Source organism: Amycolatopsis sp. NPDC043887 (assembly GCF_056435665.1).
Window position 1 is genome coordinate 81,416 of sequence record NZ_JBWKEB010000022.1, and the last position, 11,642, is coordinate 93,057.

General features: G+C 68.6%; 9 protein-coding genes. 8 read left to right on the top strand and 1 reads right to left on the bottom strand.

What is annotated here, in order from left to right:
- Positions 1-6 precede the first annotated feature (6 nt).
- The 3 genes from AC069H_RS38330 to AC069H_RS38340 all read left to right on the top strand — a co-directional run bounded on the left by AC069H_RS38330 (position 7) and on the right by AC069H_RS38340 (position 3,772).
- A complete protein-coding gene (locus tag AC069H_RS38330; RefSeq protein WP_478229839.1) occupies positions 7-828 on the top strand; it encodes a PIG-L deacetylase family protein in 822 nt (273 codons plus the stop codon).
- Between the two features lie 43 nt (positions 829-871).
- A complete protein-coding gene (locus AC069H_RS38335; RefSeq protein ID WP_478229840.1) occupies positions 872-2,668 on the top strand; it encodes an ArnT family glycosyltransferase in 1,797 nt (598 codons plus the stop codon).
- A 63-nt stretch (positions 2,669-2,731) separates the two neighbouring features.
- Positions 2,732-3,772, top strand: a complete 1,041-nt coding sequence (locus AC069H_RS38340) for a methyltransferase (protein WP_340684957.1) — start codon at positions 2,732-2,734, stop codon at positions 3,770-3,772.
- A 289-nt stretch (positions 3,773-4,061) separates the two neighbouring features.
- On the opposite strand, the gene AC069H_RS38345 is transcribed toward AC069H_RS38340, so the two are convergent.
- Complete coding sequence (locus AC069H_RS38345; RefSeq protein ID WP_478229841.1) at positions 4,062-5,348, bottom strand: aminotransferase-like domain-containing protein; 1,287 nt, start codon at positions 5,346-5,348, stop codon at positions 4,062-4,064.
- Between the two features lie 171 nt (positions 5,349-5,519).
- On the opposite strand from AC069H_RS38345, the gene AC069H_RS38350 reads away from it, so the two are divergent.
- The 5 genes from AC069H_RS38350 (at position 5,520) to AC069H_RS38370 (ending at position 11,585) form a co-directional block, all read left to right on the top strand.
- Positions 5,520-6,350, top strand: coding sequence for an alpha/beta fold hydrolase (locus AC069H_RS38350; protein ID WP_478229842.1), 831 nt, complete (start codon positions 5,520-5,522; stop codon positions 6,348-6,350).
- Complete coding sequence (locus AC069H_RS38355) at positions 6,347-8,083, top strand: amino acid adenylation domain-containing protein (RefSeq protein WP_478229843.1); 1,737 nt, start codon at positions 6,347-6,349, stop codon at positions 8,081-8,083. The genes AC069H_RS38350 and AC069H_RS38355 overlap by 4 nt, the downstream gene beginning before the upstream one ends.
- 14 nt (positions 8,084-8,097) lie before the next feature.
- The gene (locus AC069H_RS38360; RefSeq protein ID WP_478235575.1) at positions 8,098-9,288 is read left to right on the top strand and encodes a cytochrome P450; all 1,191 of its coding nucleotides are present in this window, start codon (positions 8,098-8,100) and stop codon (positions 9,286-9,288) included.
- 102 nt (positions 9,289-9,390) lie between these two features.
- Entirely contained in the window at positions 9,391-10,452 is a 1,062-nt protein-coding gene (hppD, locus tag AC069H_RS38365) for a 4-hydroxyphenylpyruvate dioxygenase (RefSeq protein ID WP_478229845.1), read from the top strand.
- Positions 10,449-11,585 carry an alpha-hydroxy acid oxidase gene (locus tag AC069H_RS38370; RefSeq protein ID WP_478235576.1) on the top strand — a complete coding sequence of 379 codons (1,137 nt, stop codon included), beginning with the start codon at positions 10,449-10,451 and terminating at the stop codon, positions 11,583-11,585. The genes hppD and AC069H_RS38370 overlap by 4 nt, the downstream gene beginning before the upstream one ends.
- The last annotated feature ends 57 nt before the right edge of the window (positions 11,586-11,642 follow it).

Below are 11,642 nucleotides of genomic sequence, written 5' to 3' on the forward strand. Positions count from 1 at the left end.
AGCACCATGCTTCCAGGCCCCGGCGCGACCCGGCTGCTGGCGATATCCCCCCATTTGGACGACGCGGTCCTCTCCCTCGGCGCGAGCCTCGCCCAAGCGGCGCGGGACGGCGCGGAGGTACTCGTCAACACGGTCTTCGCCGGAACGGCTCCGCCTCCCTATTCCGCGGCGGCGGAGCGAATGCACGCGGTCTGGGGTCTTTCCCCGGAGGACGACGCGCCGCTCCATCGCCGGAACGAGGACATCGCCGCGCTCGCCCACTTGGGGCTGGCGTACCGGCACGGCCGGTTCCTCGACTCCATCTACCGGAGGCTGCCGGACGGCCGGTGGCTCACCGATCACGTGGAGGGCGGGCAAAAGCTCGCGGTCGCCCAGGATTCACCGGGCGACGACGGCCTCGTCGCCGACATCAAGGACGACATCGAGGCGGTCGTCGCCGAGTTCGAGCCGACCTTGATCGTCACGTGCGCGGCCGTCGTCGACCATCCCGACAACCTGGCCACCCGTGACGCTGCCTTGTCCGCCGCGCGCGCGAAGAACGTTCCGATACGGTTGTGGGAAGACCTTCCCTATTCGATGTTCAAACCGGGAACGATCGAACTCCCCGCCGGTTTCCGACTCGGCACTTCCGAATTCGAGTCCGCCACCACGGAGACTTGGAAACGGAAACAAGAAGCGGTCGAGTGCTATTCTTCCCAGCTGACGATGCTCAACGGCAGGAACAAGAATCTGTTCGCAAGGCTGGACGAGCACGCGCGGAAGAACTCGCCGCGGGGCGGATTCGGCGAAACCACCTGGCCCGTTCTCCTCGACGACAACAACGGTTAAGCGAATCCGCGACAGCCGCCGTATCACGCCCGGAGGTACCGGAGTGTCCGCAACACTCACCCATCTGCCGTCACCGTCATTGGACCCCGCGCCCGAGGGTGTGCGCGGCCGCTGGGCGTTCTGGCGCTCACCCGCCGATCAGCCGCGGTGGGCCCGGCCGGCGCTGCTGGGCATCGCCTTCGTGGCCCTGGTGCTCTACGCCTGGAACCTGCCGAGGGTCGACTTCGCGCCGCTGTACTCGGACACGGCCAAGAGCATGTCCGAGAGCTGGAAGGCGTTCTTCTACGGCACCGTCGACCCGGGGGCGACGTACACGCTCGACAAACTCGCCGGATCGTTCGCGCCGCAGGCCATCTCGGCCAAGATCTTCGGCTACCACGAATGGTCGCTGGCGCTGCCGCAGGTGATCGAGGGTGTGATCTCGGTACTGGTGCTGTACCGGGTCGTGCGGCGCTGGGCGGGCGTGGTGCCCGGCCTGCTCGCCGCGGGCATCTTCACCCTCACCCCCGTCCTCGCGTCCATGTTCGGGCACAGCATGCAGGACGGTCTGCTCACCCTGTGCCTGGTGCTCGCCGTCGACGCCTACCAGCGCGCCGTTCTCGAGGCGCGGCTCCGGTCGCTGGTCTGGGCCGGTGTCTGGGTCGGTATCGGCTTCCAGGCGAAAATGGTGCAGGCGTGGATGATCCTGCCCGCGCTGGCGATCGGCTACCTGCTGAGCGCCCCGGTCGAGCTGCGCCGCCGGGTGAAGCACCTGGCGCTCGCCGGTGTGGTGACGCTGGCGGTGTCGCTGTCGTGGATCGCGCTCTACACCTTCACCCCGGACGGCTCGCGGCCGCATATCAGCGGCACCACGAACAACAGCGCGTTCGCCATGGTGTTCGGCTACAACGGTCTCGGCCGCGTCGGCATCCACCTGCCCGGCGCCGAGGACCCCAACGGACGCGGTGGCCTTCCGTCGCTCGGCCCGGGTGGTCCCGGTGGCGGACCTGGCGACTTCCCTGGTGGCCCTGGCGGTCCTCAGGGCGGTCCGGGTGACGGCCCCGGCGGGCCGGAGGGTGGTCCCGGGGATCCGCAAGGCCCCGGCGGTGGCCAGGGGCTGGACGAGAACGGGAACTTCGGGACCAAGCACCAGGACGAACAGAACGGGGACTTCGGCCCGAAGGCCGAAGGCGGCCAGCCTGTCGGCCCTGGCGGTCCGCAGCCGGATGAGTCCAAAATGGAGACACGGGCGGACCCGATGGGGGCGACCAAACTGCTCGACGGTCACCTCGGCGTCGCGATCGCCTGGTTGTTCCCGCTCGCCCTGCTGTCCCTGCTGTGCGGGCTCTGGTGGTGGCGCCGCGCCGAGCGCACCGATCCGGTGCGCGGCGGGCTGGTGATGTGGGGCGTCTGGCTGGTGACCTTCCTCTTCGTGTTCAGCGCGAGCGCCGTCGCGCACACCGCGTACGTGGCCTCTCTCGCCCCTGCGATCGCGGCGCTTTCCGCGCTCGGCATCGTCACCTTCTGGCGGGCGTACCACAACGGCGGCAGGCAGGGCTGGATCCTTCCGATCGCCATCGCGGCGGAGCTGGCTTGGGGCGCCTGGCTGTGGTCCCATTACCCGAACTTCCTGCCGTGGGCGAAATGGGGCACGCTCGTGATCGGGGTGGCCGCCCTCGTCGTGCTGATCGTGGCCCGAATGCGTGAGAACGCGTCGAAGTCCTTGGTCACCGCCGCTCTCGTCCTCGGTGTCGCGGCGATGATCGCCGCGCCCGCCACCTATGCCTTCTCCGTACTCCATCCCGATTACTCCGGCAGCTCTTTCGACGCCAATGCCGGACCGGCGTCCGGCTCCTTCTGAGGCGGGCCGGTGTCGTTCTCAACGTCTGCGGAAGTCTCCGCCGGCCGGAAAGGAAATCTGCCGATGCAGGAATCGCTCGACTCCACCGAGGTTCACCGTCGTTTCCAGCTGATCGCCAACGGTCCCGCCCTGTTCAACGCGGTGGTGTCCGGTATCGAGCTGGACATCTTCGACTTCCTGGAAGAGCGCGGCGGCGCCGACGCGGCGGCACTCGGTGAGTTCACCGGGCTGGAGCCGCACAAGCTCCGGGTGCTGATGCTCGCCCTGACCACCACGGGCCTGATCGAGAAGCGGGGCGTCGACTATGTGAACCACCCGGTCGCGACCGAACTGCTCGCCACGAGCGGACCGGAGAGCTGGCAGCACATCCTGCTCAGCTGGAAGACCATCTACTACCCGGCGTTCGCCCGGATGACCTCCGCGCTGCGCGCCGGCACCAACGAGGCCCTCGACGCCCTCGACGGCCCGGGGGACACGCTGTACGCGCGGCTCGGCAACGACCCGGAGAAGGCGCGGATCTTCTACACGGCGATGTCGGCGTTCTCGCTGCAGACGATGCCGGGGCTGCTGGAGCACATCGACGTGAAGTCGTCGCGGCACCTGCTCGACGTCGGCGGCGGCGACGGCACCACGGCGGCGGCCCTGCTGAAGGCCAACCCCGGCCTCAAGGCCACGCTGCTCGACCTGCCGAGCAGCGTGGAGCTGGCCGAACAGCGCGTGCCCGCCGAGGTCACCGACAGGCTCACCCTGCACCCGGCCGACCTGCTGACCGACGCGTTCCCCGACGGCCCCGACCACGCCCTGTTCAGTCATGTGCTCGACACCTTCACGGCCGAGCAGTCCGTCATGCTGCTGGCCAAGGCCTACGAGGTGCTGCCGTCCGGCGGGAAGATCTCGATCTACGGCTTCGCGGCCGCGGACGACGAGACCGGCGGGCCGCTTTCCGCGCGGCTTTCTTTGTACCTCAACATCCTCGCCACCGGACGCGGGATGGCCTGGCCGCAGGCCGAGGCCTCGGCGTGGCTCAAGTCGGTGGGTTGCGTCGACGTCCGCTCGGTGGAGCTGCCGTTCGAGCACGCGCTGGTGACCGGTACTAAGCCGTGACCGGGTAAGGGCGGCGGTGTGGGGAAACAGGGACACGCAACCTGGCCCCCCGATCGGGGCCCAGGGACGTAACTCGCGTGATCAGAGGCGTAACTCGCGTGATCAGAGACGGGCCGCCTCCAATCACGCGAGTCACGTGCTCAATCACGCGAGTTACGTCCCCTGCGCGCCATGGCAGCTCATTTCGAAGTACGTGAAGGCCGGTCGCAACACCCGCTGCTTCCCCGAAAAGCAGGAAAGGCCCCCATCCCGAACCGAGGGATGGGGGCCTTCACCTACCAGCGCGACCTCAGGGAAGCCGCGGCCCGATGAGCGCAGCGAGCCGCGCGACGCCTTCTTCGATCAGTTCCGGAGTGAGCAGGCTGATCGAAAGCCGGAGCTGGTGGAATCCGCCCTTGCCGCCGTAGAAGTGGTGCATCGGGGTGAACAGCACGCCGTGGTCGCGAGCGGCGATTTCCAGCAGTTCGTCGTCGACGACGAACGGGACCGTGACGGTGACGAAGAATCCTCCGGTCGGGGTGTTCCAGCTGACGCCGGCGCACGATCCGAGCCTGCGGTCGAGTTCGCCCAGCGTCAGCTGCAGATTGCGCTGGTAGATGGCGATTTCCCGCGCGTTGGCCTTGGTGAGGCTGAAGTCGTTGAGCAGCAGTTTCCCGGCGATCACGGCTTGGGCGATCGGCGAGGTGTTCACCGTGAGCATGCCCTTGAGCTTCGAAAGCTGGTCGGCGTACAGGCCGCCGTCGGCCATCCGCTGATCCGCCACCGCGAAGCCGACGCGGGCGCCGGGCATGCCGGTCTTGGCGAAGGAGCCGATGTAGACCACGGAGCCCGACCGGTCGAGGGATTTCAGCGACGGCAGCCGCTCGGAGCCGAACAGCCCGTACGCGTTGTCCTCCAGGAGCAGGATCCCGTTCTGCTCGGCGACGTCGAGGAGACGGTGGCGCGAAGGCAGATCCATGCTGGTGCCGGTGGGATTGGCGAAGTTGGGGGTGACGTAGCAGGCCCGCACCCGCTTGCCCTGCTCGTCGGCGCGCTTCAGCTGGAGGACGAGGTCGTCCGGGTCGATGCCGTTTTCGGTCGAGCGCACCGGCCACACGGGGGTGTCGGTGAGCAACGCGGCCCCGGTCAGCCCGACGTAGGTGGGGGCGGGGGCGAGCAGCACGTCCCGGTCGCCCGCCCGCAGGGTGCGCAGGACCAGGAACATGGCCTCCTGCGCGCCGACGGTGACGACGACGGATTCCGGGGCGGCGTCGATGTTCTCGTCTTCGGCGATGTTCCTGGCGATGAGATCGGCGATGACGCCCTTGGTGGTGCCGTATTGGAAGAGCGTGCGGGTCACCCCCGCCTCGTCCAGTTTTCGATCTTCGCGCAGATGCGCGCAATAGGCGTCGATGTACTCATGAATGAGCCGGATGTCGAAGAACTCTTCGTACGGCCGTCCTGCCGCCATGGAAATGGCCACAGGGTATTCGTCGATCAGTTCGTTGAGCAGATTCATCGACGAGATGGCCGGATCGGTGAGCGATCCATGCAGCGTTTCCACGTTCAAGTGAGTGGACAGACCGTTTGAATCCATGAATACTAGGATTTCCATACGCCGTTGAGGTGTCAAGAACGGGCCGTGGACGCCATTTCCGGAGAATGTCCATCGCCGAATCCTCCAGACACTCGATCCCCGAAGGTACGGTCGTATCCGCGTCCCACCATCTCATCGCGGCGCAGCAGTCATTTTCCCTCAAGGAGCATCATGCTGATGACAACCGAGAACGGGATCCGGTTGTCCTACAACGACTGTGGTGACGGCCCGCCGGTCCTTCTGCTGACCGGCACCGGTGCGCCGAGTTCGGTGTGGGACCTGCATCAGGTTCCCGCGCTCCGTGCCGCCGGTTTCCGGGTGATCACCATGGACAACCGCGGGATCCCGCCGAGCGACGACGGCGCGGGCGGATTCACGATCGCGGACCTCGTCGACGACGTGGCCTCCCTGATCGAGTACCTCGACGCGGTGCCCTGCCGGGTGATCGGGACGTCGATGGGCTCGTACATCGCGCAGGAACTCGCGCTCGCCCAACCGGAACTGCTGGATTCGGTCGTGTTGATGGCCGCCTGTGGCAAGAGCAGTCTCGTCCAGCGGGAGCTCGCCGAGGGCGAGGCGAAGCTGATCGAGCAGGGCATCGAGTTGCCGCCGGGTTTCCTCGCCGCCGTCCGTGCCATGCACAACCTGGGCCCCGCGACCCTCGCCGACGACGACGTCGCGGCCGACTGGCTCGACCTGTTCGCGGCGTCGAGTGCTTGGGGGCCCGGCGTCCGGGCGCAGCTGTTGGTGAGCGCGCTGCCGGACCGCCTCGACGCCTACAAGGCGATCAAGGTGCCCTGTCACGTCATCTCGTTCGAGCACGATCTCGTGGCGCCCCCGGCCGGCGGACTGGAGCTGGCCTCCGCGATCCCCGGCGCGACGTACCGCACGATTCCCGAGTGCGGGCATTTCGGTTACCTGGAGAACCCGGAAGCGGTGAACCGCGAGCTGATCCGGTTCCTCCGCGCCGGATCGCGCGAGACACTGGGAGAGACCGTATGACCGTCCTTTCGGCGGCCACGACACCCGATCTGTTCGAGGCGACCGCGGCCGTGCTGCCGGATCGGCAGGCGGTGGCGATGGACACCACCACCCTCACCTACGCCGAGCTGAACGGGGAGGCCAACCGGCTCGCCCGGCGGCTCGTCGCGCACGGTGTCGGTCCGGAGCGGCTCGTCGCGCTGGCGATGCCGAGGTCGATCGAGTTCGTCATCGCGATCCTGGCCGTGCACAAGGCCGGCGCCGCGTACGTGCCGGTCGACCCGGACTATCCGGAGGAGCGCAAGCGGCAGATGCTGGACGACGCGGCGGCGCACTGCCTGCTGTGCCTGCCGGGGCAGGACGTGGCCGGCGCCCCAGTCGTCCTGAGCGTGGAGCGGGAACCCGGACCGTCCGAGCCGAACCTGGACGACCAGGACCGCCTCGGCCCGTTGCGCCCGGACCACCCGGCGTACGTCATCTACACCTCCGGTTCGACGGGGCGGCCGAAGGGCGTGCTGGTCACGCACCGCGGGATCCCGAACCTGGCCGACGACTACGTGCGCCGTCAGGAACTGGGGCCCGAGAGCAGGTTGCTGGCCTTCGCCTCGCCCAGTTTCGACGCCGCGGTCGCCGAGTTCTGGCCGATCTGGCAGGCGGGTGGCTGCCTGGTGCTGGCTTCCGCGCCGGACCTGGTCCCCGGCGAGCCGCTTTCCCGGCTGGTGCGCGACCAGCGCATCACCCATGTCACGTTGCCGCCGTCCGCGCTGGCGCCGCTGGAGGAGTCGGGCGGCCTGCCCGCCGGGCTGACCCTCCTGGTCGCCGGCGAGGCGTGCCCGGCCCCGGTCGCGAAACGCTGGGCGGTGGACCGCGTGATGATCAACGCCTACGGCCCCACCGAGACCACGGTCGCGGTCACCGCGAGCGAGCCGTTGACCGGTGAGGAGACGCCGCCGATCGGCAGGCCGATCACCGGTGTCCGCACCTACGTCCTGGACGATCGGCTGCGGCCGGTCGAGGACGGCGACGTCGGCGAGCTGTACGCGGTGGGCCCCGGCCTGGCCCGCGGTTACCTCCGAAGAGCGGCCGCGACCGCGGAACGGTTCCTGCCGGATCCCTTCGGTGACCCGGGCGGGCGCATGTACCGCACCGGAGACCGGGTCCGCACGCGTCCGGACGGCCAGTACGTCTTCGTCGGCCGGGTCGACGACCAGGTGAAGGTGCGTGGCCACCGGATCGAACCGGGCGAGGTCGAGGCCGCGCTGCTGGCGGTGGACGGGGTGGCCCAGGCGGTGGTGACCGAGCACGAGAACAGGCTCGTCGCCTATGTGGTCGGCGCCGGTGGCGAGCGCGTCCCCGCCGAGCGGCTCCTGACGCCGCTTCGCGCGCAACTGCCCGGATATCTCGTGCCCGACGTGATCGTCGGCTTGCCGAGCCTGCCGGTCTCGCCCAACGGCAAGATCGACCGGGTCGCCCTGCCCACTCCCGAAGAGGAGCACGCTGGGCGCGCGGCGGCGGGACGGGAACCGCTCACCCCGACGGAGATCATCCTGGTCGAGCTGTTCGCCGAAGTGCTCGGCGTCAGCAGTGTCGGCGTGGACGACAGCTTCTTCGAGATCGGCGGCCACTCGCTGCTCGCGACCCGGCTCGTGAGCCGGATCCGGGAACGCCTGAAGATCCGGCTGAGGGTGCAGGCGTTCTTCGACGCGCCGACGGTGGCCCGGCTGGCCAAGGTGCTCGACGGCGCACACACCTGACCTGGAGACCAATCATGCAGACGACGACAGCCGTCGACCTCGGAAATCCCGACCTCTACACGACTTTGGAGCGGCACGACCGGTGGCGTGAATACGCGGCGGAAGACGCGATGGTGTGGAGCGAGCCGGGCAGCTCACCCGGCGGGTTCTGGTCCGTGTTCTCGCATCGGGCGTGCGCCGCGGTGCTCGGGCCGTCGGCCCCGTTCACCTCCGAATACGGGATGATGATCGGCTTCGACCGCGACCACCCCGACAACTCGGGTGGCCAGATGATGGTGGTCTCCGAACAGGATCAGCACCGGAAATTGCGCAAGCTGGTCGGGCCGCTGCTTTCGAGGGCGGCGGCGCGCAAGCTCTCGGAGCGGGTGCGGGCCGAGGTGACCTGCGTCCTGGACCGGGTGCTCGACGGCGACGTGTGCGACGTGGCCGCGGCGATCGGCCCGCGGATCCCCGCCGCCGTCGTCTGCGAAATCCTCGGTGTGCCCGCCGAGGATCAGGATATGCTCATCGACCTGACCAACCACGCGTTCGGCGGCGAGGACGAGCTGTTCGACGGGATGACCCCGCGTCAGGCGCATACCGAGATCCTCGTCTATTTCGACGAGCTGATCTCCGCGCGCCGCGCGAGCCCCGGTGAAGACCTCGTCAGCACACTGCTTTCCGACGACGAGCTGTCGATCGACGACGTCTTGCTCAACTGCGACAACGTGTTGATCGGCGGCAACGAGACGACGCGGCACGCGATCACCGGCGCGGTACACGCTTTCGCCACCGTGCCGGGGCTCCTGGCGCAGGTGCGGGACGGGGACGTGGACGTCGACACCGTCGTGGACGAGGTCTTGCGCTGGTCTTCGCCCGCGATGCACGTCCTGCGCGTGACGACCGGGGAGGTCACCATCAACGGCCGTGACCTCGGACCGGGTACGCCGGTGGTGGCGTGGTTGCCCGCGGCGAACCGGGATCCCGCCGTGTTCGACGACCCCGACACGTTCCGGCCGGGGCGGAAACCCAATCGGCACATCGCTTTCGGGCACGGTATGCACCACTGCCTCGGGTCCGCCCTCGCGCGGATCGAGCTGGCGGTCGTGCTGCGGGAGGTGGCCGAGCGAGTGTCGCGAGTGGAGCTGACGAAGGAGCCGTCCTGGTTGCGGGCGGTCGTCGTGCAGGGCTACCGGGAACTCCCGGTGCGGTTCACCGGACACTGACAGTCCTATTTGGACTGAACTGTCAATCGGACACCATTGATGCGGATTTGGCTTCGCGCCATCCTGTTCCTGAGGATCACATCTATTCCACGGAGGAATGTCTTGTCTTCTCACGAAAGCACGCAGAATTTCGAGATCGACTATGTGGAAATGTACGTGGCCGACCTCGAGGCCGCCGCGTCCGGCTGGATGGACAAGTACGACTTCTCCGTCGCCGCCACGGATCGGTCGGAGGACCACCGGAGCGTGACGCTGCGGCACGCCGCGATCGCGCTGGTCCTCACCGAGCCGCTGTCCGACCGGCACCCGGGGGCGACCTACCTGCAGACCCACGGTGAAGGCGTGGCGGACATCGCGCTGCGCACTCCCGACGTGGCGGCGGCCTTCGAGACCGCGGTGAAGGCGGGCGCGCAGCCCATCCGCGAGCCGGAGAAGCGCGCGGACTCGGTCGTCACGGCCACCGTCAGCGGTTTCGGCGATGTGGTGCACACCCTGATCCAGAGCGACGACACCGAGGAATCGCCGGAAGCCTTCCGTGGCAAGGGCGGCGTTGACCTGAACGAGATCGACCACTTCGCGGTCTGCCTGAACGCCGGGGACCTCGCTGCCACGGTGGCGTTCTACGAGCGCGCCCTCGGCTTCAAGCAGATCTTCGAAGAGCACATCGTGGTCGGCGCCCAGGCGATGAACTCCACCGTCGTGCAGAGCACGTCGGGTGCGGTCACCCTCACCCTGATCGAGCCCGACAAGACCGCCGACCCCGGCCAGATCGACGACTTCATCAAGGAGCACCACGGCTCCGGCGTCCAGCACATCGCGTTCACCAGCCCCGACGCGGTCCGCGCGGTCAAGGAGCTTTCCGCGCGTGGCGTGGAGTTCCTGAAGACCCCGGACGCCTACTACGACCTGCTCGGCGAGCGGATCGAGCTGGAGACGCACTCGCTGGACGACCTGCGCGAGACGAAGCTGCTCGCCGACGAGGACCACGGCGGCCAGCTGTTCCAGATCTTCACCGCCTCCACCCACCCGCGCAAGACGATCTTCTTCGAGATCATCGAACGCCAGGGCGCGGGCACGTTCGGCAGCTCCAACATCAAGGCCCTGTACGAAGCCGTGGAGCTGGAGCGCACCGGGCAGAGCAAGCTCGGCCCCGCCCAGCGATGACCCACCTCTGCCTGGACGACCTCGAACGTGCCGCCCGGGCGGTCCTCCCCGGCGAGATCTGGGATTTCCTCGCAGGGGGCAGCGGGGCCGAGTCCTCGCTGGAGGCCAATCGCACCGCGCTGGAGCGGATCTTCGTGATCCCCCGGATGCTGCGCGAGCTCTCCGGCGGCACCACCGAGGCCGAGGTTCTCGGCCGGCGCGCCGCGCTCCCCGTGGCGGTCGCGCCGGTCGCGTACCAGCGGTTGTTCCATCCCGAAGGCGAACTCGCGGCGGCGCGGGCGGCGCGGGACGCCGGCGTGCCGTACACCATCTGCACGCTCAGCAGCGTGCCGCTGGAGGAGGTCGCGGCCGTCGGTGGACGGCCGTGGTTCCAGCTTTACTGGCTGCGCGACGAAAAGCGGTCACTGGAGCTTGTGCGCCGCGCGGAGGACGCCGGCTGCGAGGCGATCGTGTTCACCGTCGACGTGCCGTGGATGGGACGGCGGCTGCGGGACATGCGGAACGGCTTCGCGTTGCCGGAATCGGTGACGGCGGCCAACTTCGACGCCGGTGCGGCCGCGCATCGCCGTACCGAAGGGCTTTCGGCCGTCGCCGACCACACCGCGCGCGAATTCGCCCCGGCCACTTGGGACTCCGTCGAGGCCGTCCGTGCGCACACGGACCTTCCGCTGGTGCTCAAGGGGATCCTCGCGGTCGAGGACGCCGTGCGGGCCGTCGACGCGGGTGCCGCCGGGATCGTGGTGTCCAACCACGGAGGCCGTCAGTTGGACGGCGCCGTACCGGGGATCGCGATGCTGGGCGAGATCGCGGAGGCGGTCTCCGGTGGCTGCGAAGTGCTGCTGGACGGCGGGATCCGGACCGGTGGGGACGTGCTCAAGGCGATCGCGCTCGGCGCGTCCGGTGTCCTGATCGGACGGCCGTTCATGTGGGGGCTGGCCGCGGACGGCCAGGAGGGCGCCCGGCAGGTGCTCGACCTGCTCGCCGTCGAACTCCGGAACGCGATGGGCCTGGCCGGCTGCGATTCGGTGGCCGCGGTCCGGCGGTTGAGCACTCGGTACAGCGGGTCGTGGGGGGGGGGTTGGGGTTTCCCCCCAACCCCCCCCCCCCACCCCCCCCACCCCCGTCCCCCCTAACCCACCACTGCTTTTTTCCCAAAAGACCTTTGTCACTCCTTTTTTTTGTTCTTGTCC